The organism is Blautia sp. HCN-20427 (assembly GCF_037890365.1).
Classification (GTDB): Bacteria; Bacillota; Clostridia; order Lachnospirales; family Lachnospiraceae; genus Blautia.
This window is the reverse complement of the sequence record NZ_JBBKBX010000026.1, coordinates 19,410-45,141: the sequence shown is the minus strand read 5'-3', so window position 1 is coordinate 45,141 and position 25,732 is coordinate 19,410. Positions and strand designations below refer to the sequence as shown.

The 25,732-nt window shown below is 44.6% G+C and carries 24 protein-coding genes and 1 riboswitch; of the genes, 2 read left to right on the top strand and 22 right to left on the bottom strand.

Translation table 11 applies throughout. The features are described 5' to 3' along the window. Positions 1 to 36: 36 nt before the first annotated feature. From WKT17_RS13880 to WKT17_RS13820, 13 genes are all read right to left on the bottom strand, one after another. Positions 37 to 603 carry a folate family ECF transporter S component gene (locus WKT17_RS13880; protein ID WP_173749458.1) on the bottom strand — a complete coding sequence of 189 codons (567 nt, stop codon included), beginning with the start codon at positions 601 to 603 and terminating at the stop codon, positions 37 to 39. A 105-nt stretch (positions 604 to 708) separates the two neighbouring features. After that, a riboswitch (THF riboswitch) is annotated at positions 709 to 817 on the bottom strand. Between the two features lie 14 nt (positions 818 to 831). Then, complete coding sequence (locus WKT17_RS13875) at positions 832 to 1,482, bottom strand: DUF3786 domain-containing protein (RefSeq protein ID WP_291683340.1); 651 nt, start codon at positions 1,480 to 1,482, stop codon at positions 832 to 834. A 30-nt stretch (positions 1,483 to 1,512) separates the two neighbouring features. Beyond that, positions 1,513 to 3,447 carry a corrinoid activation/regeneration protein AcsV gene (gene acsV, locus WKT17_RS13870; RefSeq protein ID WP_291683341.1) on the bottom strand — a complete coding sequence of 645 codons (1,935 nt, stop codon included), beginning with the start codon at positions 3,445 to 3,447 and terminating at the stop codon, positions 1,513 to 1,515. A gap of 108 nt (positions 3,448 to 3,555) precedes the next feature. Beyond that, positions 3,556 to 4,341 carry a carbon monoxide dehydrogenase/acetyl-CoA synthase methytransferase subunit gene (gene acsE / locus WKT17_RS13865; protein ID WP_111919868.1) on the bottom strand — a complete coding sequence of 262 codons (786 nt, stop codon included), beginning with the start codon at positions 4,339 to 4,341 and terminating at the stop codon, positions 3,556 to 3,558. A 226-nt stretch (positions 4,342 to 4,567) separates the two neighbouring features. Continuing rightward, a complete protein-coding gene (gene acsC, locus WKT17_RS13860) occupies positions 4,568 to 5,914 on the bottom strand; it encodes an acetyl-CoA decarbonylase/synthase complex subunit gamma (RefSeq protein WP_173749461.1) in 1,347 nt (448 codons plus the stop codon). A gap of 25 nt (positions 5,915 to 5,939) precedes the next feature. Continuing rightward, entirely contained in the window at positions 5,940 to 6,878 is a 939-nt protein-coding gene (acsD, locus tag WKT17_RS13855; RefSeq protein ID WP_291683342.1) for an acetyl-CoA decarbonylase/synthase complex subunit delta, read from the bottom strand. A gap of 279 nt (positions 6,879 to 7,157) precedes the next feature. Continuing rightward, on the bottom strand, positions 7,158 to 9,284 hold the full coding sequence (gene acsB, locus WKT17_RS13850) for an acetyl-CoA decarbonylase/synthase complex subunit alpha/beta (RefSeq protein ID WP_173749462.1): 2,127 nt from the start codon (positions 9,282 to 9,284) through the stop codon (positions 7,158 to 7,160). A 21-nt stretch (positions 9,285 to 9,305) separates the two neighbouring features. After that, positions 9,306 to 10,073, bottom strand: a complete 768-nt coding sequence (locus tag WKT17_RS13845; protein ID WP_291683344.1) for an ATP-binding protein — start codon at positions 10,071 to 10,073, stop codon at positions 9,306 to 9,308. Between the two features lie 73 nt (positions 10,074 to 10,146). Then, the gene (gene cooS / locus WKT17_RS13840) at positions 10,147 to 12,039 is read right to left on the bottom strand and encodes an anaerobic carbon-monoxide dehydrogenase catalytic subunit (RefSeq protein ID WP_173749464.1); all 1,893 of its coding nucleotides are present in this window, start codon (positions 12,037 to 12,039) and stop codon (positions 10,147 to 10,149) included. A 169-nt stretch (positions 12,040 to 12,208) separates the two neighbouring features. Continuing rightward, positions 12,209 to 12,979 (bottom strand): ATP-binding protein, encoded by a 771-nt coding sequence (locus WKT17_RS13835; protein ID WP_173749465.1) that lies wholly within the window; start codon positions 12,977 to 12,979, stop codon positions 12,209 to 12,211. Between the two features lie 39 nt (positions 12,980 to 13,018). Then, positions 13,019 to 13,936 carry a methylenetetrahydrofolate reductase gene (locus WKT17_RS13830; protein ID WP_111919874.1) on the bottom strand — a complete coding sequence of 306 codons (918 nt, stop codon included), beginning with the start codon at positions 13,934 to 13,936 and terminating at the stop codon, positions 13,019 to 13,021. Between the two features lie 57 nt (positions 13,937 to 13,993). Further along, positions 13,994 to 14,176 carry a CooT family nickel-binding protein gene (locus WKT17_RS13825; protein WP_173749466.1) on the bottom strand — a complete coding sequence of 61 codons (183 nt, stop codon included), beginning with the start codon at positions 14,174 to 14,176 and terminating at the stop codon, positions 13,994 to 13,996. 3 nt (positions 14,177 to 14,179) lie between these two features. Next, on the bottom strand, positions 14,180 to 14,512 hold the full coding sequence (locus tag WKT17_RS13820; protein ID WP_294461945.1) for a cobalt transporter: 333 nt from the start codon (positions 14,510 to 14,512) through the stop codon (positions 14,180 to 14,182). A 400-nt stretch (positions 14,513 to 14,912) separates the two neighbouring features. Between WKT17_RS13820 and WKT17_RS13815 the strand changes: the two genes are divergently transcribed. After that, complete coding sequence (locus tag WKT17_RS13815; protein ID WP_291683346.1) at positions 14,913 to 15,749, top strand: aldo/keto reductase; 837 nt, start codon at positions 14,913 to 14,915, stop codon at positions 15,747 to 15,749. Between the two features lie 78 nt (positions 15,750 to 15,827). On the opposite strand, the gene WKT17_RS13810 is transcribed toward WKT17_RS13815, so the two are convergent. From WKT17_RS13810 to WKT17_RS13795, 4 genes are read right to left on the bottom strand one after another with little or no spacing between them, the layout of a single operon-like run. Continuing rightward, positions 15,828 to 16,838 (bottom strand): NAD(P)H-dependent glycerol-3-phosphate dehydrogenase, encoded by a 1,011-nt coding sequence (locus WKT17_RS13810; RefSeq protein ID WP_291683347.1) that lies wholly within the window; start codon positions 16,836 to 16,838, stop codon positions 15,828 to 15,830. Positions 16,839 to 16,843: 5 nt separating this feature from the next. After that, positions 16,844 to 17,488 (bottom strand): glycerol-3-phosphate 1-O-acyltransferase PlsY, encoded by a 645-nt coding sequence (plsY, locus tag WKT17_RS13805; protein WP_173749470.1) that lies wholly within the window; start codon positions 17,486 to 17,488, stop codon positions 16,844 to 16,846. Positions 17,489 to 17,494: 6 nt separating this feature from the next. Further along, on the bottom strand, positions 17,495 to 18,820 hold the full coding sequence (gene der, locus WKT17_RS13800; protein WP_173749471.1) for a ribosome biogenesis GTPase Der: 1,326 nt from the start codon (positions 18,818 to 18,820) through the stop codon (positions 17,495 to 17,497). Beyond that, the gene (locus tag WKT17_RS13795; protein WP_291683348.1) at positions 18,783 to 20,165 is read right to left on the bottom strand and encodes a DUF512 domain-containing protein; all 1,383 of its coding nucleotides are present in this window, start codon (positions 20,163 to 20,165) and stop codon (positions 18,783 to 18,785) included. The genes der and WKT17_RS13795 overlap by 38 nt, the downstream gene beginning before the upstream one ends. A 163-nt stretch (positions 20,166 to 20,328) precedes the next feature. On the opposite strand from WKT17_RS13795, the gene WKT17_RS13790 reads away from it, so the two are divergent. After that, positions 20,329 to 21,492, top strand: coding sequence for a ribose-phosphate pyrophosphokinase (locus WKT17_RS13790; RefSeq protein WP_173749473.1), 1,164 nt, complete (start codon positions 20,329 to 20,331; stop codon positions 21,490 to 21,492). A gap of 44 nt (positions 21,493 to 21,536) precedes the next feature. Here the strand turns inward: WKT17_RS13790 and WKT17_RS13785 are convergent, their stop codons facing one another. From WKT17_RS13785 to ylqF, 5 genes are all read right to left on the bottom strand, one after another. Next, the gene (locus WKT17_RS13785; RefSeq protein WP_291683349.1) at positions 21,537 to 22,775 is read right to left on the bottom strand and encodes a PcsB-like coiled-coil domain-containing protein; all 1,239 of its coding nucleotides are present in this window, start codon (positions 22,773 to 22,775) and stop codon (positions 21,537 to 21,539) included. Positions 22,776 to 22,907: 132 nt separating this feature from the next. Next, positions 22,908 to 23,729, bottom strand: coding sequence for a peptidoglycan editing factor PgeF (gene pgeF, locus WKT17_RS13780; RefSeq protein ID WP_291683350.1), 822 nt, complete (start codon positions 23,727 to 23,729; stop codon positions 22,908 to 22,910). 4 nt (positions 23,730 to 23,733) lie between these two features. Beyond that, on the bottom strand, positions 23,734 to 24,108 hold the full coding sequence (locus tag WKT17_RS13775; protein WP_173749476.1) for a YraN family protein: 375 nt from the start codon (positions 24,106 to 24,108) through the stop codon (positions 23,734 to 23,736). Continuing rightward, positions 24,105 to 24,872, bottom strand: coding sequence for a ribonuclease HII (locus tag WKT17_RS13770; protein WP_173749477.1), 768 nt, complete (start codon positions 24,870 to 24,872; stop codon positions 24,105 to 24,107). Before WKT17_RS13770 ends, WKT17_RS13775 begins: the two co-directional genes overlap by 4 nt. 14 nt (positions 24,873 to 24,886) lie before the next feature. Beyond that, positions 24,887 to 25,732, bottom strand: coding sequence for a ribosome biogenesis GTPase YlqF (gene ylqF / locus WKT17_RS13765; RefSeq protein ID WP_173749478.1), 846 nt, complete (start codon positions 25,730 to 25,732; stop codon positions 24,887 to 24,889).

Genomic DNA, 25,732 nt, shown 5'->3' with positions numbered 1-25,732 from the left:
AGTTTTAAATCCCATTCTAAAACCTCCCTTAATGTTTTATTTCACATGGCTCTGCGGCATCTGCCTCTCCTGTATAATTCCCATAGACATGCTCTTTTTAAGATAAGCGGTCAAAGGGCTTTTATAGAGTAACAGTACCAGAACCGTATTGACTGCTGTCAGCAAAACTGTCTGGATGATACGAGTGCTGTAAAGTACCACCCAAGGGGTTCCGTAATAAAAGTGAAGACCGATGCAGGTGAATCCCAGAGACCCCACAAGTCCATTTAAAATCGTAATGCCCAATATCTGGGGCAGACCTATGGATTTCTTAAATAACCACGCTGCAATTCCCGGAAGCGCTCCCGTCAGAATCGCAGAAATGGAAATGAACGGGTTTGGCGCATAGCCCTGCAGCAGACTTCCAATCAAGTCACCCAGGAATCCGCAAAGGCCACCTACAACAGGTCCAAACCAGAAACCAGCCAGATACATCGGTGTCTGAGAAACCGTGATTCTCAGCGTTGGGCCGATGGATATGGACAGTATTCTGGACAATACAATATTCATGGCAATCAAAACAGCCGCAAATACCATGATTTTTACTTTACTTACTCTTTTCATTTGTAATAAATCCTCCTCTTTTGCTGTCTGAAACAGCATTTACAGCAATGATACGGCATAGTAGTTTACTACACCAAAGAGAAGAATTTATCAAATCCTTAATGTAGTAGCGGACGCAATATTACATCGTGGCGAATCCAAAGATAACCAGATTACCTTCGTTCATGGACAACTTCCCATCCCATGACACTTAACGCGCAATATCTACTCTACTAATACTTCACATTCTTAAGACAGCTTTTTTTCCAGTGCTTTCATCATATTGATGGAAATATCTCCCACCACAGCTAAATCTTCTGCTGCAAAGCTTGCCGCAAAATTATCAGAGAACAAAATCTGCGAAGACGGTGGAAACTCGTCGTCTCCGGCCCAGAGGATAAATTTAATAAAAAGGTTGTCCATAAACTCCAGTTTATAGGAACAATCTCCCTCCTCTGATTTCTCTGCTCCCAGATGTTCCATTATTTTCGCAAACATTTCCAGTTTATTTCCGTAGGAAAAAGCAAAACGCATGAGACATCTGCCCTGGAATTGTCTGAAATACACCTCACCCCATGGAACCTCATGATAAGTGATAAACTTACCGGAGAAAGGTGTCTGAAACCGTTCCGCCATATACCGGATAATCAGAATTTTTACATTCATGGCCTCTGTAAGAGGATACACACCAATCGTATCTTCTACAGGCTGAATCTCGTAGTCCGGGAATGAAACCAGATAAGTGCTTCCCATGAGACGGACAGTAAAATTGCCGGTTTCCTCGTCATAGGGAAAGCCCGTTCTCTCACTGATTTCCCTTGGGTCCATACTTTTATAGGCACTTAAATAATGCTCATAGGGACGCTGTTCCTTACTGTCTTTTGCATAATCAAAATTCATATTTTCACCTCGGATAATTTTAGTCAAAACTCATGATTCCTGTACACTGGACGGAAACAGAGCGGTATCTGTGTGCGGAATAAAACAGCACGCCACAAATTCGTCCATGTAGGACGGCACTGTGGACAGTTCCAGATACGTCATGTTCGATGCCAAATCATAGCATTTTCTTTCTGCGTCTCTTGAAAGAAGCATGGTATAAGCCCCCGCAAGAGAAGAATTTCCAATATAGTGGAATTTTTCAATAGAAATATCCGGGAACATACCAATTCGCACAGCATTCTCCATATTGATTCCACTGCCAATGCCGCCTGCCACATAAACATCATCAATCATTTCCACTTCAAAATCTATGGAAGCCAGCATGGTGCGGATAGCAGAGAAAATTGCTCCTTTTGCACGAATAAAGTTATCAATATCCACTTCATTGATTTCTACGTCCTTGACAGAACCTGCTTCTTCTTCAAAAGCCAGAACATAACTGCCCATGCCGTATTCATCGTGACGGATACGTTTTCCTTCCCGGACAAACTTTCCTTTCGGATTGATAATTCCGGTGCGGAACAGTTCTGCAATGACATCAATAATACCGGAACCGCATAAACCAATGGGTTTTTCACCTTCTCTTCCAATAACGCTGTAGGAAGGTTCCATGGTTTCTTTATCAATGGTACATGCCTCAATGGCCCCATCTGTAGCACGCATACCGCAACTGATATCACCGCCCTCAAAAGCAGGACCTGCAGAACATGCACAGCTCATCATAAAGTCTGAGTTGCCGAATACAAGTTCGCCATTTGTACCAAGGTCAATAAACAGGGAAAACTCCGGCCGGTTCCAAAGCATACTTACCAGAGTACCTGCTGTAATATCTCCGCCTACATAGCTTCCAATATTGGGCGCTACAATGATATGGGCATCCCGGTTAATGCAAATCCCAATATCTGAGGCAAAGAGGGAATTGGTTTTATAAAAAGTAGGAATATAAGGCTCCATACGGATGGGGTCGCCTTCCATTCCTGCCATGAGATGATTCATGGTTGTATTGGCTGCTACTGCCATGCGGTAAATGTGTTCCGGCAGAAAACCGCTGGCTCTGCACATCTGCTCAATCAGCGGATTGATGGTTTCTCCAATAATGGCGTCCTGCAGTTTTTTACTGCCTCCCGGTTTCATAGATTCAATAATACGGTTGATAACATCTGCACCGTAGCGAATCTGTCCATTTCCGGCAGACGCTTTTCCGATAATTTCACCCGTCAGCATATCAATCAAAAGCGCAGATACTGTGGTTGTACCAATGTCCACAGCCAGTCCTCCGATTACTACTTCGGCATCTTTTGGATACACATCATAAACAAAAATGTTTCCGGCAGAAGAAGTCCGCACCACACAGCGCACCTGAAAGCCGCTTTCCCGGAACACTCTGGCTATCTTCGTCAGCACCTGGAAGGGCAGACGCACAGATGAGGCACCTGTCTGTTTCTTAATGGCCCGAACCAGACGTTCATTATCCGGCATGGTGTCGTCCAGGGTAGGAATCTCCATGGACACATCCAGAATCTCCATACTGTTTTTTAAGGCAAGACCTGCCGTTTCCAAATCGTTTTTTGCGTTTTCAAAAATGGCAATCTCTTCTTTGGAACTTAAATCTGCAACTTTCATTCGGCTGCGGTAAGCAGATGCTATATCGGGTACTTCTACCGCAACGTCACCCGTAATCTTACTTACACATGCCAATCTCCAGCCGCTTTCATACTCCTCATCTGAAATATGCCGTGTTTTGGGAGAATCCAGTTCCCCGTTCACAAATTTTACCTTGCATTTCCCGCAAGATGCATTTCCACCGCAGGGAGCGTCAATCGCTACATTGGTTTTGCGTGCTACGTCTAAAAGGTTCTCACCTTCCTGGGCAAAGGTCGTGACATCCTCGCCGCTTCCGAATTTAAAAGTCACTTTAAACATAGAAACTCTGCCTTTCTCTTTCTTGTACACAGGGGCTGTCACATCAAACAATCCTCGCTTAATGCGACACCCCCTGTATAGGAATCTTATTTCGTCTGTCTGCAGATATTAGATTTCCAGATAAGAATCTGCATATAAAGTATTGTTTTTGAATACATCACAGGATTTGATAGTTTCCATTAATCTTAAATCACATGGATTTACGATAGCGGAAGTCAGACCCTGCATCATACACATCGCTACTAAAGCGGAATCCATGATTGGACGGATGTGTTTTGGCATACCGTTGGAGTTATTGGAAAGACCACCTGTAGAGTTCAGACCCATATCGCTGAACATTTTAATTGCTTCCAGAACTTCCATCTGTTTGTCCTGCATACCTTTTACAACCAGGAATAATGGGTCGAACCATAAATCGGTTGGTTCCATACCTAACATCATACCTCTTTCCAGCATGTTCTGGCAGTGCATCATACGCTCGTCGTTGTCTGCTGCAATACCTTCTGCTGAACAAAGTGCGATAACGATAGCATCGTTTGCTGCAGCCAGGTCGATATTCTCGATTCTTCCGCCTGCATCAGCAGAGTTTACGATTGGTTTTCCTTTGCTTCTGTTGTATACAGAAATACCAGCTTCAATCGCTTTTTTATTAGCTGTATCCAGAGCCAGAGGAACGTTGTCGAAGTTAGACTGAATCAACTGAACAGCCCATTTCATTAAGTCTTCACCGTCGTTTTCAGCAGGTCCAATGTTTACGTCCAGGTATGTAGCACCTGCATCTAACTGCTCTTTCGCACGTTTTAAAATTGGTTCAGGGTCACGCTCAGCCATTGCTTTGCGGATAGATGGGGAAATACAGTGAATTCTTTCACCAATTGTAACAAATTTAGCCATAATACTTCTCCTTTTATATAAATTAATATTTTAAGCTCATTGTTTTCTATCTATTCAACTCCTATTTTCCCTTTTTGAAAACAACTTCAAAAAGAAACGGGGAATACAGAAGAGAATTCAGATTTACAGAGGCGGGACAGTTCCCAAAAGGAACTGCCGCCTCTTAAGAAATGGAAGGTGCTTTCCTTCCTTTCAGACAGTCTGCCAAAGCTGTCCTATGCAAACATTAAGCTGTTAAATCTTTCAGGAATTTTACTAACTGTACAGCTTCCAGAGGAGCTACGATGATTTCCCAGCCTGGAAGTTTTGCTTCGATGTCGCCCTTTAATACAGCAACCTTACCCGGGATAACCAGTTTTCTGGATTTTACTTTACCTTCTACATTTTCCTGAATGTAGTTTGCTACAGATGTAGAAGATAATTTACCTGCAGCCCATGCAGTTAATACGGAGAGTCCGCCTGCATCGGAGATAATCAGGTTACATGGCACACCAGAACGTTCCAGTTCACCGGATACCACGAAGTATGTAAGAGCAAAGTCTACGGTTGTCAGGCAAATAGAGTTTTCATCTGCACCATTTAATGGGTAGATGCCCGGCTCTACTTTCATTGGTTTCTGCGGGTCTGTAAATACGTTCTGTCTTAAACCGAATAATGGAAGTGCTTCTGCATAGTCCAGAGTTTCCATAACAACGATAGAACCGTATTTTACAGTAAACAGAGAAGCCAGAGCCTGCTGTAATGTTCTGTCACCGTGAGCCAGTGCAGCAACATTTACGATAGTCGGGTAACCGAATGTTCTATCCTGGTCTTTTACAGATGCACGACGAATCTGTACTGCATTTGCATATGCTTCTTTTACAGATGTGCCGGTTGCGTCGATAACCAGGTTTTTGTTGCCTGCTTTTTCTAAAGCTGCAACCGTATCATAAGTCTCATTTAAGTCTGCACCTGCAACACCAAGTACCACGCCTGCTGCTGTAGCAACTTCGCTCATTGCTGCGTAGTTTGCTGCTGTAGCGCCGTTTAATACCGGTTTGCCGTCTTTGCATACTTCCAGAGCTGCTTTTGCAACTTCAACATCTTTACATCCAAGGATTAAAGTTCTGCCAAGAGCTGCTGCTTTTTTCACCATTTCCACATAACGGTCTTTGTCTGCTCCGTCTTCATAATTTACATAAATCATTTCAACGTGCATTCTTTCACCGATACGGTCGTAGTCTACTTTCTGGATTTCTGCCAGCTTTGCATCTACTGCTGCGTCATCCATGCATGTGCAAAGAGAAACAGCGTATCTTGTTTTGCTTACAAATGTTTTTTCATGTCTGAATAAAACAGTTTCACCGCCCAGGCTGTATTCGTTTTCGCCTGCACCTACTTTGATTGTTTTCATTGGCGGTGCTGTAGCTTCTGATAATTCAGCTAAAGCTTCGTCAGACATATGCGGACATTTGGAAATTTCCAGAGCACCCTGAGCCACTTTCATGGCAAACGCCATACAAGTAGGACAGCCGCATTCTTTACAGTTTTTCTTTGGTGTCATTTTAAAGATTTGAATACCTGTTAATGCCATTTCTATTTATCCTCCTGTTTTACGATTACATTAATTCTTTAATCATTTTTGAGATTGCTGCAACAGACTGAGGATGTTTCAGAATAACAGCGTCAGAGCCAGATGCTAATACAGCAGCTGCTGTCTGCACTTCCATACTGATACCTCTGTCTTCCAATGGACCCCATTCAGGCATATCTTCTTCAGATGCCATAGCTTCTTTTACACTCCAGGATTCATCAGCTACAGTTGTGATAATCGGCATCTGTAACATGTTATCGTTCTGAGATAATGCAGCGCCTTTGATACGGTCCATAGTAGATACTACGTATTCAAATCCGTAACCAACAGCAGCAGAACCAACGTTCATAACAATATCCTGTGCCTTAACACCTAACTGTGTCATTACAACGTTTAACTGTTTTGCAAGGTTGATATCTACAGCAGATTCAGCGCCAACCTTCTGGTTGTAAGCAAGTCCTGCAGCAGCACCAACTGCTTTGTAGTTTTCTTCTCTCGCAGAAAGAACCAGAGCATTTTTGCCCTGTAATACTTCGGCAACTTTAGGAAGTAATTCAGAATCTTTTTCGACATTTTTGCAGCCTTCTACCACTAACGGGCCTGTAACTGCTTCCGCAACTTCTTTTACTACTGCGACTAATTCATCAACAGATTTGTCTGCTCCGTTTGGGTCTCCGCCTTCCAGACGTAAGCATACGAAATCAGCGCCTTCCATAGCTTCTGCTTTTTTAGCGATTTCAGCCATTGTAGAAGCGCCTTCATAAAATTTCTGAATACCAGGGATTTCAGATAATCCCATATCTGAGATTTCCACACCTACTTTTGGTGCATTTTCAAGAGGAGCATCAAAAGTATAGAAAGGAAAAGTACATTCTCCTCCTAATTTGATTGCTTTGTCCCCGCAGCCAATTTCAACTGTGTTAATGTTTGCATTGAATTTCTGTGGTTTCTGATTAAACGGCATTTCCATTAGCCTCCTTCATATTTTTTATAACCGGCAAATGCTTATGGCAATCCGCATTTACCGCCTACATTATACTACAATTCAGGTAATATTGACAAGTTTCCCCGGTAATATTTGGCGAAAACTTTCATCAAAATCTCTGAAAATCACCTGCGTTTTTTGTAGAAATTTAGAGTATTTTTATCAACTTTCTCTAATGTGGGAAACGGGAGTTTTCCTCTTTTGGACAAACTCCCATTTCCTGTATACAAAACATACATTTATGTTTTTGTTTCTCAATTACATCATTGGCTCCATAGAAAGTGCCGGATGGTTCTTTTCTGTCAGAAATGCAACCAGTGTTTCCGGATCAGTTGCGATTGTTTCATCACCAATCATGTCTGTGAAATTGTCAATTCCGTAGAGTTCTTTTGCTGTAGCGTTAACTCTTTCAGCAACGGTGTCTTTCAGCTCTTTCGGCATCCATACGATACGTTCAATACCGCCTTCTGCTTTCATGAACTTCTTGGAACCGATAAAATGTTTACCATGTCCCATGAAACCAGGAGTCTGTACACCGCCGCCTGTCATGGAAGCCAGTTCCGGGAAGGTCATTCCAAGAGGAGTCATACCTGCATACTCACGGTTTGTGATAACAACACCGTTGGAGAATGGCTCAATACCACAGATGCATTCAAAACATCCACAGGAGGTCATTGGTTTTTCCATGATGGAGTACAGAGATACATCCTGCAGAGCGCCCTGGGAGAATTTCTGTACTGCTTCGTTTACGTCTTCGTACTCACCGATTCTTTCGTCGATTGGTCTTTCTTTTGTGATAACCTGACAAGGACCGTTCGGGTCAAGTTCATTCGTCGCTTTTGCATCTAACCATGAAACCGCACCGCAGAGTCCCAGACGTTCCGGTGTAACCACACATACATGAGATGGTGAGAAAGCCTGGCACAGAATACAGCTGTAGTATACGTCTACAGATTCATCTGTCAGAGATTTCAGACGGTCATCACGTTTGTCAAAAGTAGGAATAGCCACTTCGTGACGGATTCTTGTACATTCAGCCGGGTCTGTGTAAATAACAACTTCACATTTATCAACAACAGCGTCAAATTCATTCTTAACAGACGCATATAATACTTCACCGATATGTTTGATACGGAATCCTGCATTAAAAGCGTCTTTGCTGATACGGATACGCTGCATATCACGCTGTCCTGTATGGTAAACACCTTCGATACAGTTGATGTAGTTGTGGAATTTACGCTCAATAACCGGCTCAAAGTCTGGCTGCATATTCTTTCCTGCAACTTTTACAACGTATGCAATGCTGTTCTTGCTTCCCAGTTCCATTTCATCTGCTTCCGGACCAACCACTGTAATCTTGTGATCTTCGATTTCGGATGCATCTACAGTCTGTACTAATTCTGCACAGTCTACACGGGAACCATCGAACTCTACCTGCATATCGCCGCGACGGATAATTTCGCCTTCAAATGCAGAAGCGAAAGCAACCGGAATGTCGATGTTTGTAATTTTGATTTTGATATCGCGTGCTTCCAGAGAAGTAGCGTTGAATTTGCTTACGTCTGTCTGAACGATTAAGCTCTTCGGTACTTCGGATACGCCTTCCTGGTTTGTGATAACCGGGAATCCAAGAGCGATAGCACCTGCGCCGCATGCAACGATAACATCGTTTAATGGTGCAAATGCATTTACGAATGCAGGAACACGTTCCATGGTGTATTTCATTAAGCTGCCTGCATCACCTGGTGTGATGTTACCAAAGATAAGAGCTGCTCTTAATGCAACAGATACAACGTGGATAACTGCGGTTACGTCTTTTCCTAACGGAATCACACGAACGTTAGCGCCTGTCTTCATACCTGCTTCTGCAAGCTGATCAATTACATCGCCCACCAAGGTTACCAGAATACCCTGTGCCTGGTAGCTCTTAACCAGTGCAACAGCATCTTCTGTTGTAGGAGCTTTTCCAAGGATAACAGCAACACCTGGGATGTCGCCTGTTACAAGAGGAACACCAAGTTCACGAATAACCGCGTCAGCCAGATGTCCGTAGCATGGTTCTTCGTATGGAGCAGCTCCGTCAATGTATTTTAATACTTCGATAAATTCAGCGCAAAGAGCAGTTGCAACACCGGACATAAAGATGTCATGTGTTCTCATTTCTCTTGTCATAAGAGTTTTTACAACGCCTAATGCTTCTTTTAATTCTCCTAAAGTACCAACCTTTACACCTGTTACAGCGTAGTAGCATGGTAAGCTGTATGCTGTATTGGGAAAGCTGATAGCTTTGTCAGCGCCGTGCTGTTCAATAGCAGCGTTGATAGCGCCTTCTGTCAAACCATAGACAGCGTCATTTCCACTAAATACTGTTTCAAATAATGTCAATGTCTTTTCCTCCTAACATTCTCATAATCCTTTATCGATTATGTCTTTGATTTTTGTGATTTCTTCTTTTACTGTATTGCTGAAATCGTAAGGGGATTTTCCCTGACGGTCAGCGTCCATAACCTCGGTGTTATAGTGAATGAAGCCCAGAAGGTCTTCCGCTGGAATCCGGCTTCTCACAAAGTCTTCATCTTCCTGGTTTCGCACCTTATTTGCCACTACACGAACCTGCTTCACGCCCAAATCCTCTGCCAGACGTTTTACATTTTTATAAGTCTGTACGCTTCTCGCACCTGGTTCAATCACCACAATAAACTGATCCACAGACTCTGTGGTTCCTCTTCCCAAGTGTTCCAATCCGGCTTCCATATCCAGGATTACTACATCATCTCTGTGCAGAACCAGATTATTGATGATTCTTCTCAGCATTACATGTTCCGGGCAGACACAGCCGCCGCCGCCTGTTTCCACGGTGCCAAGAACCAGAAGCCGCACACCGTTTACCATTTTGGAATAGGTATCCGGGATATCGCTTACCTGAGGGTTCAGTTTATAAAACTGGTTGTCCTCTCCGCTGCCGGTTCTCTCTTCAATGAGTTTTCTCATCTTTGTAATGGGAACAATGGAATCCAGGGTTTCCTCGTCGAAGCCCAGCGCCAGTCCCAGATTTGCGTCCGGGTCCACATCTGCTGCCAGCACATGCTTTCCTTCTTCCGCATACAGACGAGCCAGGGTTGCCGCAAAAGTGGTTTTCCCTACGCCGCCTTTTCCTGTAACTGCAATTTTCATGTCATTCACCTTTCCTAGTCATGTTTTCGGAAAGCTTCCCCTAAAACAAGAAGCTTTTCCGATTTTGACGCTCTTAGATACCAAGGGCAGCTCTCTTCTCTTCGATTCTTGCCATCATGGCATCGCCTAATTTTTCAATATCTTTTTCTACAGTAAATGCTGCTTCACACCACTGTCTTGTGCCGTTTGTGAGGATTTCAACCATTTCGCTGGAACCTGAAGCATATGGGTCAACACCCAGGAAAGTATCCAGACCGGAACCAATTACATAGTTACCGATAGATACTGCTTTTTCAGACATCCATTCAGGTGCACATCCTACAACCGGAAGCTGGGAAATACGCAGGCCTGCATCTTTTGCAAGAGTTGCAGCCAGAACCAGCATACGGGAGATATCCACGCAGGAGCCCATGTGCAGTACCGGAGGAATGTCAGCCAATTCACAGACTCTCTTCAAACCGTCGCCGCAGATATCTTTGGCAGCTTTATCCATAAGACCTGCTTTCGCAGCAGCCTGTGCAGAACATCCGGAAGCGATAACGATGATATCGTTTGCCAGCATTTTCTTCATCAGTTCGATATGAGCCAGGTCAGGACGAACTCTTGGGTTGTTACATCCAACCATAGCAACAGCACCGCGAAGTACACCGGAGGTAATACACTGTAACAATGGTTTTGTAGTTCCCAGTTCATCAACCTGTGAGTTGGTAACACCATCCAGAACTTTTACGATAGCTTCTGTAGAATAACCTACGGTAGCTTTCTGTTTCATCTGTGGAATGTATACCAATTCCGGCTTTCTGTTTTTGAAGTTCTCGATTGCCAGTTTTACAATCTGTGTAGCTTTTTCCAATGCTGTATGTGCATCAAAACGGATGAAATCAGAATCCGGCATCTGAGCGATTGGAGAAGTTGTGATAAACTTTGTATGGAAACATTTGCTTAAAGGTCCAAGTGCCGGGAAGATACACTGTACGTCTACGACGATAGCTTCACAAGCCCCTGTCAGAACCACGTTTTCCTGCTGTAAGAAGTTACCGGCCATTGGAATACCGCGGCGCATTGCAACTTCGTTGGAAGTACAGCACACACCGGAAATTGTAATTCCCTTTGCGCCCATTTCTTTTGCATATGCAACCATTTCCGGGCTGTCTGCAACTTCGCAAATCATCTCAGAAAGACTTGGGTCATGTCCGTGAACAACGATGTTTACGTTTTCTTCTACCATAACACCAAGGTTTGCTTCTGTTTCGATTGGCTTTGGAGTTCCAAATAAAATATCAGAGAACTCTGTTCCCATCATGGAACCGCCCCATCCATCGGAAAGTCCGGCACGGATAGACTGTTTTACCAGCGCTTCCGGTTTGGAAGAACATCCCATATGAGCCATATGTAAAGAACGGGAAACTTCTCTGTCGATTGCGTGAGGAGCCAGTTCATTTTCTTCCCACAGTTTCTGCTGTGATTCCGGAGCTCTCTTTAAGAATCTCTGTGTTCCAAACGGTTTACCATATTCCATCAGACCTTCCAGAGCCACTTCGTGTGCCAAATCATAGATATCTTTGCCTTCTGTTTCGATATCCCATTCTTTTGCAATACGAACCAGTTTTTCAGGGTCTTTTACTTTATAGCAGCCATCTGCTGATGATTCATATAAGGTATGGCAGATTTCACGACCATGGTCTGAATGGGTAGCGGAACCGCCTGCTGTAAATTTCAGGTAGTTACGTCCTACAATACCGTGTACGTCGCAGCCGCAGATTCCTCTTGGCGCTTTCTTTGTAATACGGCATGGTCCCATTGTACAGATACGGCAGCAAATGCCCTCTTCACCAAATTTACAATGTGGTGTCTGATTTTTCACACGAGCCTGCCAGGAATCAGCGCCGACTTTTGCGCCTGTTTCCAGAAGTCTCGCAGTAGCAGCTTCAAATTCTTCTACTGTAGTTAATCTGAATTCACTCATGAATATCCTCCTTTTATTGTCGCCTCTTTTTCAAATATTTTAAAGTGGCTTGCCTCGTTCAAGCAGGCGGATTCTGTACCCCTATCCGCCCCAGGGGGTTATCAGCTTTATAAAAAATCCTCTCTCCCCAGTGCAGTTGCCCCAGACAGAGAGGCCAAAGCTTGCGCTTTTAAAGTCCCAGTTTGTCAACAATCTCCCGTACTGCTTTTTTCACCGGAGAATTCTCCGGAAGCGTCACAGTTGGAGTTCCTTCACAGTCATATTCAAACACGGTTTCATCCTGAGGCACAACACCCAGAAGTTCCAATCCCTGTTTTTCAATCTCTTCTCTGGTTCCTTCGTTTAATACGCCGCCAGGTGCGCGGTTAATAATCAAACCTATTTTCTGAGGGTGCATATCGCACTCTTCAATCAGCTTGGCAATCCTTCCTACAGCCTGTACGCCTCTGCGTGAACAATCACTGACTAAAATCGCTGTCTGCATGCTGGGCAGCACGCCCCTGCTGATGTGTTCCATACCCGCCTCATTATCCACGATAATATACGGATAATGTCTCTGAAGTTTTTGTAACTGCGCCTGTAAAAGTCCATTTACAAAACAATAGCAGCCTTTCCCCTGTGTCCGTCCCATAACCAGCAAGTCGAAATCATCATCTTCTACCAGCGCATCATCAAACTTAAATTCCATATAATCCGCTTTGGTCATTCCTGCCGGAATCGGATTGTCCTTTGCCATTTCTGACCTGGCCACCTCTTCACGAACTTCTCCCAGCGTAGCTTCTACTTCTACACCGAGAACCTCGTTCAGATTTGAATTTGCATCTGCGTCTACTGCAAGAATCGGACCTTTTCCCTTTTCACCAAGATACTGAATGATAAGTCCGGTCAATGTTGTCTTACCTACGCCGCCTTTTCCGGCAACCGCAATTACATGCGCCATAAAGGGCACCTCCCAAATTCTATACTATACTGTTTCAAATTACACTAATGTACGAAGACCGGAACGGTCAATGATTTCAGATACGTCTTTCCATTTGTTCAGAGCGTACAGGTGGATACCTTCGATACCGCATGCACGATATTCATCAATCTGACGGATTGTGTATTCAATGCCGGCTTCTCTGAATCTTTCTTTCTTGCCTTCTACATCTGCATCGAATGGATCTTTTACGAATGGGTTCGGGAAAATCCAGTTTCTGGAGATGATTTCGCAAAGTTCACGAGGCATTACGCACGCGTTACGGGACAGAGCCATGTTAATGGTAGCAGCCTGATCTAAGATAGGCATGATACCAACATCTACAGGCATTGTGATTCCTGCGCAGCGGATAGCGTCTAACCAGTATTTGAACTGTTCCATATCCCAGCAAAGCTGTGTCATGATGTAGTCAGCGCCGTTGTCCTGTTTCTGTTTCAAAACAGCGATATCAGCTTCCAGGCTGCGGCAGGAAATATGTCCTTCCGGTGAACCTGCTACTGCGATTTCGATTTTATCACCAAACTCTTTACGAACATATGCCACCAGGTCTGTTGCATAAGCGAAATCGCCGCCGGTACCTGTCCATCCGAAAGGAAGGTCGCCGCGCAGAGCCAGCATATGGTCCACACCGTTGTCCAGGTAATTCTGCAGCTGTTCTTTAATTCCTTCTGCAGTGTTTCCGATACAGGTAAAGTGTGTTACCGGAATCGTTCCTGCGTCTTTAATCATCTTACAGACATCCATGTTCTTTCCAACGTTTGTACCGCCGGCACCGTATGTACAAGAAATATATTCCGGTTTGTACTTGCAAAGATGTTCGATTGTACCTGGAAGATTTTCCATTCCTTTGTCTGTTTTTGGCGGGAAAAGCTCAAAGGAAAGGAGCATTTTCTCTCTCATTGCATCTGATAATTTCATAATTTCTACCTCCGCATATTGTAATATATTATTTTAAGGTTTTACCCTTTAAAATCATTACTCGCAATCCAGCTTTACAAGGCTGTTTGCCAAATCTACCATCAGGATTTTTCCTTCAATCACTTTGGTTTCGCCCATAATATCCCGGAGTATTACTTTATCTCCGTCCACATCAATACGGCTTACCATTTTACAGATTACGGTATTGTCACTTTCTTTCTGAACAGTTGCAAGACACATATTTTAAGCCTCCTTTAAATGTTCTTTTACCAGTGTCAAAGCCAGTCCCAGACGCATATTTCCTTTTTGGAAGTCTGCCACGCCTTCTTTGATTGTCTTTGCCGCATCCTCCATACCCATCTTTTTCAGATTTTCAGCCATCTGGTCCAATTCCTCTGCATGGTGTTCGTTGTGAGACAGCATATAATTCAGCAATGCCACAACTTCGTCTGTGCAGTTTCCGGAACAGCCGTCTTCGCAGCTGCCGCAATGCTCATGGTTATGACCATGGTCGTGATGATGTTCATCTCCTCCATGAGGAATCACATTTCCATTTTCATCTTTAATTAAATGCATATTCCTATCCTTTCTGCGCCCGTTTTTTGGCTTTGGACGCAATGAATGACAATAATTTATCAATTGTTCTCATTATACCTGTTTTCCATATTTTTATCAAGATATTTTATGTTTTTTTCTGTGTCCAACCCGTAAATTTTTTCAAAAATCCCCTCTTGACATCTTGCATTTTGTGCATTTCCCCAAAACTGTTTTTTCTTCTCCCGTTCTCTCTTTGTTTTGTCTGCCCTCCCTCTCCTTTATATTTCCACCGCCATACGGCAGTTTTCCCTCATCTTCCCCACGAATTCTGTATATTTTTGAACAATCTTTTTTTTCATAAAGGAATTTAATAAAATCGTATCACATTTTTCACATTTTCGTGGTATACTAAACAGGAGTTTTTAAGGAGGGTTCGTTTATGTCTTTTGACAACCATGTAATTCAGTTAAACGATACGAAAGAAATGCCCATGCTTGGACTTGGGGTTTATAAAGCAACCGATGACGGAGAATTGAAACAGGCTGTCAGCTCTGCTGCAGCTTTGGGATACCGCTTAATCGACACAGCTTCTTTCTATAAGAACGAAGAGGGCGTTGGAAAAGCCATAAAAGCCCTGGACATTCCCCGTGAAGAATTATTCGTCACTACAAAAATCTGGAATACCGCACAGCGCATTGGAGATATCGAAGACAGTTTCAACCGGAGCCTGGAACGGCTGGGGCTGGACTATGTGGATTTATACATGATTCACTGGCCTGTACCCGGATGCTTCTGCGACACCTGGAAAACCATGGAAAAGCTCCAGGCTGCAGGAAAAATAAAATCTCTTGGTGTATCCAACTTTTCCATACAGGATTTAGAACTGTTAAAAACCGTTTCTGATGTGCTTCCTGCCGTAAACCAGATAGAATTTCACCCCCTGTTCAATCACCCGGAACTGCTTGCTTACTGTCAGACAAACGGTATCGCTATGCAGGCCTATGCCCCTTTAGCAAGAGGCGCCTATCTGCAGAGTCCTCTAATGCTGGAAATCGGCAAACGGTATCAGAAATCTCCGGCCCAGGTAGGTTTGCGCTGGCTCGTCCAGCAGGGAATCGCCGTTATCCCCAAATCTGTACATCCGGAACGTTTAAAAGAAAACAGCGAAATTTTCGATTTTTCTCTTTCTGAAGAAGAGATGACTGCTATCGCTGCCATGGATGCCGGTCAGAGAGTTGCCGGAATCCCCGAGGATATGGTTCCGTACATAAAATAAACTCTGCCCCGTCAAAGCACACACCAGGATTTCTTCCCATATGTGCTTTGACGGGGCAGAATTTTTATATTTCTATCCCTATTCCCAGGCGCTGTCCCAGGATTCTATTTTTTTATCTCTTACCATAAGTTCTCTCACTGCTTCTGCAGGATTTTTTCCCTCAAACAGCACTTTGTTTACCTGATGGATAATCGGCATTTCCACCTGGTACTTCTGGGAGAGTTCCAGCCCCGCCTTTGCAGAATAAACGCCTTCTACCACCATGTTTACTTCTGCCATGGCTTCTTCCATGGTCTTTCCCTGTCCCATGAGAAAACCGGCTTTCCGATTGCGGCTGTGGCGGCTGGCGCAGGTTACAATCAAATCCCCGATACCGGACAGCCCGTAAAAGGTATCGGCTCTGGCTCCCATGGCAATTCCCAGACGGGAAATTTCCGCAATCCCCCGGGTGATTAAAGCCGCCTTGGTATTGTCACCGTATCCCAGTCCATCTGCCGTTCCCGCTGCCAGGGCAATGACATTTTTCAGCGCTCCGCCCAGCTCAATACCCAGAATATCAGGACTGATGTATACCCGAAAAATAGGATTCATAAAAATATTCTGCAGATATTCTGCAATTTCCCATTTCTTTGCACCTACTACACAGGTGGTAGGCAATCCCCGGCTCACTTCTTCTGCGTGGCTGGGTCCGGAGAGAACGCAGGCCTGGGCACCGGGAATCTCTTCTTCTATCATATCCGTCAGCGTGGTGAGTGTATGGGCTTCAATGCCCTTTGCCACATTGACAATGAGTTGTCCCTGTTTGATATAAGGACACATGCGCCGCGCCGTACTCCGCACAGCTACAGAAGGCACAGCAAGCACCAGCACATCCCGGCCTGTCAAAGCCCTCTCAAAATCAGCAGTAATTTCCAGTTCTTCCGGAAGGGTGACTCCCGGGAGTTTTGCCTCATGCTCCCGCTTATTGGCAAGTTCTTCTGCCTGCTCCTGTCTGTGAGACCACAGAATCGTTTCATGACCATTTTGGGTCAGCAAGACAGCAAGGGCTGTCCCCCAGCTTCCTGCTCCAAGTACACTTACTTTTGCCAAAGCATTCACCTCTTTTTTCCAAGAAAAATTTTGTTTTCATTTCCGTGAAGCAGACGCACAATATTCTGTCTGTGTCTCCAGTATGCCAAAAGCATAAGTCCTGCCGCTACAACATACATTTCGTAAAGCGCCCTCTGCGTACAGTCATAAGTTCCCATCTGTCCAAACACAATCAAGGCAATGACAAATCCCAGATAGGCCAGCAGGGAGCCCAGGGACACATAATGGGTCAGGAAAAACGCACCGAAAAACAGCACCGCACAAACCAGAAACAGTCTCCAGTCAAGAGCCAGCAAAAGTCCCACAGAAGCCGCAATTCCTTTCCCCCCTTTAAAGTTCAGATAAAAAGGAAAGTTATGTCCCAGAATACAGCCAGCTCCCGCATACAGCTCCAGCAAAAGCAAATCACTGCCTCCGTGAGAGGCAAAAATCAGACGGATAATCCAGATAGCCGCTACACACTTTAGACAGTCTCCCAGAAGCGTCAGCGCCCCCGCCTTCTTTCCCAGTGTCCGAAGGGCATTGGTGCTTCCCGCATTGCCGCTGCCGTGTTCCCGGATATCAATCCCCTGCTTTTTTCCATAGATATAAGACGTCTGAAACAGTCCGCATACATATCCCACTGCCAGACAAATCATTCGCACCAACATTTCTTTTTATTCTCCTTCTTTGCGCTCGCGAATAATAAATTTCAGGGAAGTTCCTTTAAACCCAAAGGCTTCTCTGATTTTATTTTCCAGATATCTGGTATAAGAAAAATGCATTAATTCTTTGTCATTGACAAAAATAACAAAGGTCGGCGGTTTGACAGCTACCTGTGTGGTATAGAAGATTTTCAGGCGTTTCCCCTTGTCAGACGGCGGCTGCTGCATGGCAATAGCCTCAGTGACGATTTCGTTTAACACGCCTGTCTGAATTCGCAGCGTCTGGTTTTCCAGCACCATATCAATCGTCTCAAATAATTTTGGAATTCTCTGTCCCGTCTGGGCGGAAATAAACATAATTTCTGCATACGGCATATAGGAAAGAGTCTCCCGCACTTTATTTGTAAATTTATAGATGGTTTTGTCATTTTTCTCAATGGCATCCCACTTATTTACGGCAATGACTACACCTTTTCCCCTGTCATGGGCAATGCCGGCAATCTTCGCGTCCTGCTCTGTCACCCCCTCTGTAGCGTCTATCATCATAACCACCACATCGGCCCGTTCTACAGCAGTGACAGTACGGATAATGCTGTAACGCTCCAGTTCTTCCTTAATTTTGTTTTTCCGGCGAAGACCTGCCGTATCAATAAAAGTGTATTCTTTCCCATTGTACTCTACCAGGGTATCAATGGCATCTCTGGTAGTGCCGGCGATGTTGGAAACAATCACGCGGTCCTCTCCCAGAATTTTATTAATCAGGGAAGATTTTCCCACATTGGGTTTTCCCACTACGGCAATTTTCGGAATGTCGCTCTCCTCTTCCTCTCCTGCGTGTTCATCAAAATGGGCCACTACTTTTTCCAGCATATCTCCCAGCCCCAGCATGGAAGCTGCGGAAATCGGCACCGGTTCTCCAATACCCAGATTATAAAATTCATAAGTATCCATCATAAACTTCTGAAAACTGTCCACTTTGTTGACTACCAGCACTACAGGTTTATTGCTTCTTCTGAGCATGTCTGCCACCTTGGCGTCTGCATCTACCAGTCCCTGTTTTACATCTGTCATGAAAACAATCACATCTGCGGTGTCAATGGCAATCTGTGCCTGTTCCCGCATTTGAGATAGAATAACATCCTTGCTTTCCGGCTCAATACCACCGGTATCTATCATGGTAAAAGTCTTGTCCAGCCAGGTCACTTCTGCATAAATCCGGTCTCTGGTCACACCTGGGGTATCCTTTACAATAGAAATCCGCTCTCCTGCCAGTGCATTAAACAGCGTGGATTTTCCTACATTAGGTCTGCCAACAATTGCTACTATCGGTTTGCTCATACATTTGTCTCCTTTTCTGTGTTCTTTCTGTTTCCTGTTCCAAAACTGCGGCCACGAAATCTGCGCCGCTCTCTTCTACAATTTTTACAGGAACTCCCAATTCCTGCTCAATATCCCCTACGGTCTTATCATCCAGAAAAACCTCTTCCCCGCTTCTTAAAAGATTACAGGGCAGAAGCAGATACTCTCCCAGTTCTTTTCCCCTTAGCTGAGCCGTAATGTCCTGTCCCGTAAGAAGACCGGATACCGTAATTTTTTCTCCAAAAAAGTCATTTCGTATTTCATACCCTTTTATCTCCATTCCCGGATACTTTTTCTGAATCTCCCGGGCATACCGCGCGATATAAGGGTAAGCCAGACGTCCTGTGGCAAAAGAAACCGTTCTCTGCCGCCCGTCTCCGTCTCTGGCTTCCAGCGCCTCCTGCACTTCTTCCTCCAGAAGCCTAAGCATGCCCACACCGTTTTCCAGCTGCAGATACCCGTCATAGCGGTCTGCTTCCGGCAGTTCTCTTTCTGCCAGCAGATACCACTCATCACTGGCATGCACAAAGTGCAGCCCATACTGAGGGAAAAACTTCGTCTGCCACACTTCAATGGTATCTATCACCTGCTCTGCATCTTCTTTTGTGAAGGGCTCTAAAGGATAGAGTCCGTCTCTGTACTTACTCAGTCCCACAGGGACCACAGAAACGCTCTTTAAATGGGGCAGATATTTCGCAAGGTCCGAAATACTGCGCTCCAGTTCTTCCCCGTCATTTAAGCCCCTGCACAGAACAATCTGTCCATTCATTTCAATACCTGCTTCAAAAAGCCGCTGCACTTTTGGAAAAATATCTCCCGCAAAGCGATTGTGCAGCATTTTGCAGCGAAGCTGGGGATTGGTGGTTTGAAAAGAAATATTAATAGGAGCCAAATGATAGTGGATAATCCGGTCAATATCATGGTCGCTCATATTGGTCAGCGTCACATAATTTCCCTGAAGAAAAGACAGGCGGGAATCGTCATCTTTAAAATAGAGAGTTTCCCGCATACCCGGAGGCATCTGGTCAATAAAGCAGAACACACACTTGTTTCTGCAGGAACGGTATTCGTCCATCAGACTGTTTTCAAATTCCAGTCCCAAATCCTCCTCAAACTCTTTCTCTACTTCCAGCTCCCACTCTTCTCCGTCTGGTTTGCGCACCAGAAGTTCTATATATTCGTCATTTACCAGGTAATGGTAATCAAACACATCTTCTATTGTTTCCCCGTTAATGGAGAGCAGCTCATCTCCCGGCTGCAGTTCCAGTTCCCAGGCAATACTTCCTTCCTTTACCCGGCTGATTTTATGTCGGCAATCTTTCATTTTCTTCCTCCTGCAAATGCCCGTTATTTCTTATAATACCAACATTACAGAAAAAAAGCAATAAGTTTTCCTTGACGGTTGTACTTGTCGAATGTTATAACTTATTGTGTAATTGTGTTTTATTCTATCAAATTATGTTAAAAAACCGAAAATGGAGGTCACTATGGTTAATATCAGTTTGCTGGAAAAGTCCATTCCCGTAGCGCCTATTAAGATTGCCGCTTTGGAAAGCTGCTCTCATCTGGCTGCTCAGGTGGATGCTCATCTGGTACAGTTTCGTAAAGAATTAGATTCCCACAATCAGTCAGGTCTGAATTTCCGTGGGTATGCTGAGAACACCTTTTTAGTTGATTGCAAATGCCCGCGTTTTGGCTCTGGAGAAGCCAAGGGTGTGATGAATGAATCCATCCGCGGCGCGGATATGTTCGTTATGGTAGACGTGTGCAACCACAGCTTAACTTACAATATGTGCGGTCATGTAAACCACATGTCACCGGACGACCATTATCAGGATTTAAAGCGAATTATCGCTACGGCAGCAGGAAAAGCTCACCGCATTAATGTGATTATGCCTTTCCTGTATGAGAGCCGCCAGCACAAGAGAAGCAAAAGAGAATCTCTGGACTGTGCTTTAGCTCTGCAGGAACTGGTGGGTATGGGTGTATCCAACATCATCACTTTTGACGCCCATGATCCCCGTATGCAGAATGCGATTCCGCTGTCCGGTTTTGATAACTTTATGCCTACTTACCAGTTCTTAAAGACATTATGTGCTTCTATTGATGACTTTAAGATTGACAATGAACATCTGATGATTATCAGCCCGGATGAAGGCGCCATGCAAAGAGCCGTGTACTTCTCCAATATTCTGGGCGTGGATATGGGTATGTTCTACAAACGCCGGGACTACTCCACGGTAGTAAACGGCAGAAACCCCATTGTTGCTCATGAATTCCTGGGAGATTCTGTGGAGGGCAAAGACGTCATTGTCATCGACGATATGATTTCCTCCGGCGAAAGTATGTTAGACGTAGCCAAAAAGTTAAAAGACCGCAAGGCAAAACGCGTCATTGTATGCACAACTTTCGGATTGTTCACAGACGGTCTGGAAAAATTCGATGAGTATTATGAAAACGAATATATTTATCGTGTTATCACCACCAACTTGAACTACCGGAATCCGGAACTCTTAAAACGTCCGTATTATCTGGAAGCTGACATGAGCAAATATCTGGCAAGTATCATGGATATTTTAAACCATGACCTGTCTGTGGAAAAAGTCCGCAGCACCACTGATAAAATCAACCGTCTGTTAAACAGATATTAAAGTAAAAAAAGAAGGCCATCGGCCTTCTTTTTTTATGTATGATTTTAGTTTATCTGATAAACATCAGCAGAACCCCTTCCGAACTGCAAGGCTTCTTCATGACTGTTGAAGAAAATATCCACATGTCCGTATGGAACTCCCCTGTCCTCAACGGTATACACGTTGCCATTAATCAACAGCTTGGTTCCAAATGGAACACCGCCCATGGCAATCGTTCTTCCCTGTACCGGTGTAGTTCCACTGGCTGTCAGTCCGCTGGAATGACCTCCGCACTTCTCACAGTTACAGTAACCTGTCAGTGTAAATTTCCCCAGATATTTTCCCTGGGAATTGTCCTGCTGGGACTCATTCTGACTGTCTTCCTGCTGGACAGGCGGTGTAGTGCTTTCCTCCTGCTGCGACTGGGAATTCTGATTCTGGCTGTTATCCTGAGATTCCGGCGCGCTTGGCTGTGCTGTCTCTTGTGAGACGCCGGAATTATTCTGGGATGAAGCAGAATTCTGTTCCTGTTTTTCAGCCAGAATCTGTGCAGCCTCTTCATCTTTTTGCTGCTTAATCAGATTATCAATGGTATTTTTCTGACTTTCGATTTTGCTGAGCAGTGCTTTCGCACTGGTCTGTTCTGCGGAAATCTGGCTTTCGTAGGTTTCAATCTGACCTCTGGTGCTTTTTACCACGGCTGTAATTTCATCCTGCTTGTCCAGGCTTTCCTGTTTCAGGGTTTCCAGTTCTTCCTGTTCCTTTTTAATGCTCTCTTCTTTTTCCTTGATTTCTTCTGTGGTTTCTTTGTACTCTTCCAGCATCTTGCGGTCATACTTTGTCATTTCCGTCATATTTTCCGCCTGACTTAAAAAGTCTGTAAAGCTGTCAGCTTCCAACAAAAGTGTCATATAGGAATTGTCTGAGTTTTCATACATGTACTGGATACGAAGCTTCATGCTGTCATACTGCTCTTTTTCTTTTTCCTGAGCCTTTGCCAGTTCCTTCTCGAGCTTTTCCAGTTCTGTCTGTTTCTCCTCTGACTGAGTCTGAATCTCCTGTAAATTCTCCCCTAATTCACTAAGCTGTTGATTCAACTCTTTCAAGTACCCTTCTAAATCGTTTTTCTTGGATTCCAAGCTATCGATTCTCCCCTGGGCATTGTCTAACTGTTTCTGGTTTTCCTGCTGCGTATTCTGTGCTGCTGAAATCTTTTTCTGAGTAGCAGAACCGTAACAAGGGGCCGCAACCAGGCTGGTCGCTAACAGACCCAAAAGCAGGCTTGTACTTGTTTTTTTCTTCATATAATCAAAGCTCCTTTTCACTAACGAAACTGATTATAACACAAAAATTCAAAAAAGAACAGCATTTTTTTAACTTTTCGTAACATTTATGTAATACTACTTTATCTGTCCTGTAAATTTTATGCACTTCTCCTATTGATTTTTTATTCCGAGAAAGGCGCAGAGGTTTCCTCTTTTCCCCTTACTGGCCCGATGGGAAAACAGCAATTCGGGATTGCAGCAGGTGCAAAGGTCAGGAAAACTCAGATTTCGGGGACGTATCCCTGCCTCTGTCAGCACAAGTTCATTGGCACGCCACAGATTCAGCTGGTATTTTCCATTCTCTTTTTTGTAAATCAGGGTTTTGTCCTCCCGGTAAGGAGCAAATTCTGCCAGGAACTGTTCCGCTACATCCCCGCTGACCTCATAACATTTCTGACAGATGGAAGGGCCTATGGCCGCATACACGCTTTCCGGGTTGGTGCCGTACTGCTTCTCCATAACCTCCAGCGTCCTCGCTCCCATACGGCCTACGGTACCCCTCCATCCGGAATGAGACAGCCCTACGGCGCGGTTTACCGGGTCTATGAAAAACAAAGGAACACAGTCCGCATAAAAAGTAGCCAGCGTCACTCCCGGCACATTCGTAACCAGCCCGTCTACCTCTTGATAATCTTTTGGCCTTGTCACCCCTTTTCCCCGGTCTTCCTCCGTTACCACTCGTACCCTGGTGGTATGGGTCTGGTCTGCGCATACAATGCTGTCCGCAGAAAAGCCAATGGCTTCTGCTATTCTCCGGTAATTCTCTCTCACATCCTCTTCCTTGTCTCCTCTGGTAAAACTAAGGTTCATAGAGGCATAAATCCCTTTGCTTACCCCTCCCTTTCTGGTAGAAAAGCCATGATAAAATCCCGGCAGTTCCGAAAAAGCCGGATAAGACAAAAAAAGGACATCATTTTTTTCTTGTAATTCCATACTTCTATCCTCTGAATTCAAATGCATTTTTTATGAGTGTTGTCCCTGTGGGCGTTATCCCCACCACATCAAAGCGGCAGGGTGTCTCTGTCCCATATCCGTGTCTGGCGAGATAATACAGGGCGGTTCTGGATATCCGCTGCTGTTTCCGAAAATCCACTGCAGAGAGGCTGTCTCCCCATCTGGCTGTACCGCGGTATTTCACTTCCACAAAGCACAGATAACAGCCCTCTTTGGCTACAATGTCAATTTCTCCCTGCCTGCAGCTAAAATTCCGGCACAAAATCCGGTATCCCTGGTCTTTCAAGTAGCGGACAGCCTCTTCTTCATACTGAAATCCCAGCTCTCTTTTGGAGCCGTTCTCTTTTTCTCCTGTCATTCTTGTTCTCCCAGCACATTATGGATAAAAGAACGCCTGTGAATAGGGGTGGGACCGTATTTTTGAATGGCTTCTATATGTGCTTGGGAACCATAGCCCTTATTAGAGGCAAAACCATACTGGGGCATGATTTTATCATATTCCCGCATAAGCCGGTCTCTGGTAACCTTTGCCACAATACTGGCCGCTGCTATGGAAATGCTTTTTGCGTCTCCCTTGATAATGGGCACCTGGGGAATGTCAATTCCGGGAATGGTCACCGCGTCGTTTAAGAGAATCTGGGGCTTTACAGGCAGCTTGGAGACAGCTTCCCGCATGGCCTCGTAGGTTGCCTGAAGAATATTGATTTCGTCAATTCTGGCAGGCGAAGCATATCCCACTTCTGCAGCTACCGCCTTCTCCAGAATCTCTTCATACAGTTCTTCTCTTTTCTTCTCCGACAGTTGTTTGGAATCATTGATATAGAGAATCCGGCAGTCCCTGGGCAAAATAACTGCGCCTGCCACCACAGGACCTGCAAAAGGCCCTCTTCCCACTTCGTCAATACCGCAGATATATCCCAGATGACCGTACTGTTCTTCATACGCTCTCATAGCTTCTATACGCTGTTTTTCCCGCTCCAGACGCTCCAGACGTTTCTTCGCCTGCTGCAGAAGGCTCTGAACCCCTTTCCGTCCGTCTTCCTGATAAAGAGCGCAAAGCGCCGGAAGTTCCTCCTCCGGCGCTCTTTTCAGTTCTTCTTTTATTTCCTGAATACTTTTCATTTCCTGTTTCCCCTCTACTGCTCTGGTCTTTCCAAAGTGATTCTTCCGATTTTTCCGTTTCGGAATTCTTCCAGAAATATGTTGGCAGCTTTTAAATAGTCCAGTTCATTTCCCTTCTGAATACACTTCCGGTTCTCCGCAATCTGTGTCAGCATAGATAAACGGTCATCGGATTCTGTCAGTTCATATCTCTTCTCCAAAAGCCCTTTGTAAAATTCATGAAGGCATCCGAGAAGCTCCAGCGAAAGTTCTTCCAGATTCAAAATTTCATCCTTTATAGAGCCCACCATAGCCAGCTTGGCACCTACGCTCTGGTCTTCAAACTTGGGCCAGAGAATTCCGGGCGTATCCAGAAGCTCCACATTTTTATTAATGCGAATCCACTGTTTTCCTTTGGTAACTCCCGGTTTATTTCCGGTTTTTGTGCAGGCCTTTCCTGCAAAGGCATTGATAAACGTAGATTTTCCCACGTTTGGAATTCCCACTACCATAGCCCGGACAGGACGGTTTTTAATTCCTCGTTTCCGGTCTCTCTCCAGCTTTTCCTGACAGGATTCCATAATCGCAGGCAGAACGTTTTTAATGCCTGCACCGCTTTTTGCATTGAGTTTTACCGTGTAATAGCCCTTCTCCTGAAAATACTGAGCCCACTTTTCATTTTCTCTTTCGTCCGCTAAATCCGCCTTATTTAAAAGTATGAGTCTGGCCTTATTTTTCCCCAGCTCATCGATATCAGGATTCCTGCTGGAACGAGGAATTCTGGCATCTACCACCTCAATAATCAAATCTATCAGCTTAATATTTTCCTGCATCATACGTTTGGCCTTTGTCATATGGCCGGGATACCATTGATAATTCAT

Coding starts and splice junctions, on each gene's coding strand:
- acsC (WP_173749461.1), bottom strand. CDS start 5,914: ATGGCATTAACAGGTATTCAAATCTTTAAAATGACACCAAAGAAAAAC.
- pgeF (WP_291683350.1), bottom strand. CDS start 23,729: ATGGAATTACAAGAAAAAAATGATGTCCTTTTTTTGTCTTATCCGGCT.
- WKT17_RS13825 (WP_173749466.1), bottom strand. CDS start 14,176: ATGTGTCTTGCAACTGTTCAGAAAGAAAGTGACAATACCGTAATCTGT.
- WKT17_RS13845 (WP_291683344.1), bottom strand. CDS start 10,073: ATGAAAATTGCAGTTACAGGAAAAGGCGGCGTAGGGAAAACCACTTTT.
- WKT17_RS13790 (WP_173749473.1), top strand. CDS start 20,329: ATGGTTAATATCAGTTTGCTGGAAAAGTCCATTCCCGTAGCGCCTATT.
- WKT17_RS13770 (WP_173749477.1), bottom strand. CDS start 24,872: ATGAAAAGTATTCAGGAAATAAAAGAAGAACTGAAAAGAGCGCCGGAG.
- acsD (WP_291683342.1), bottom strand. CDS start 6,878: ATGCCGTTTAATCAGAAACCACAGAAATTCAATGCAAACATTAACACA.
- WKT17_RS13775 (WP_173749476.1), bottom strand. CDS start 24,108: ATGACAGGAGAAAAAGAGAACGGCTCCAAAAGAGAGCTGGGATTTCAG.
- ylqF (WP_173749478.1), bottom strand. CDS start 25,732: ATGAATTATCAATGGTATCCCGGCCATATGACAAAGGCCAAACGTATG.
- cooS (WP_173749464.1), bottom strand. CDS start 12,039: ATGAGTGAATTCAGATTAACTACAGTAGAAGAATTTGAAGCTGCTACT.
- WKT17_RS13835 (WP_173749465.1), bottom strand. CDS start 12,979: ATGGCGCATGTAATTGCGGTTGCCGGAAAAGGCGGCGTAGGTAAGACA.
- plsY (WP_173749470.1), bottom strand. CDS start 17,488: ATGTTGGTGCGAATGATTTGTCTGGCAGTGGGATATGTATGCGGACTG.
- acsE (WP_111919868.1), bottom strand. CDS start 4,341: ATGGCTAAATTTGTTACAATTGGTGAAAGAATTCACTGTATTTCCCCA.
- WKT17_RS13820 (WP_294461945.1), bottom strand. CDS start 14,512: ATGCATTTAATTAAAGATGAAAATGGAAATGTGATTCCTCATGGAGGA.
- WKT17_RS13815 (WP_291683346.1), top strand. CDS start 14,913: ATGTCTTTTGACAACCATGTAATTCAGTTAAACGATACGAAAGAAATG.
- WKT17_RS13795 (WP_291683348.1), bottom strand. CDS start 20,165: ATGAAAGATTGCCGACATAAAATCAGCCGGGTAAAGGAAGGAAGTATT.
- WKT17_RS13785 (WP_291683349.1), bottom strand. CDS start 22,775: ATGAAGAAAAAAACAAGTACAAGCCTGCTTTTGGGTCTGTTAGCGACC.
- WKT17_RS13880 (WP_173749458.1), bottom strand. CDS start 603: ATGAAAAGAGTAAGTAAAGTAAAAATCATGGTATTTGCGGCTGTTTTG.
- WKT17_RS13875 (WP_291683340.1), bottom strand. CDS start 1,482: ATGAATTTTGATTATGCAAAAGACAGTAAGGAACAGCGTCCCTATGAG.
- der (WP_173749471.1), bottom strand. CDS start 18,820: ATGAGCAAACCGATAGTAGCAATTGTTGGCAGACCTAATGTAGGAAAA.
- acsV (WP_291683341.1), bottom strand. CDS start 3,447: ATGTTTAAAGTGACTTTTAAATTCGGAAGCGGCGAGGATGTCACGACC.
- WKT17_RS13830 (WP_111919874.1), bottom strand. CDS start 13,936: ATGAAATTATCAGATGCAATGAGAGAGAAAATGCTCCTTTCCTTTGAG.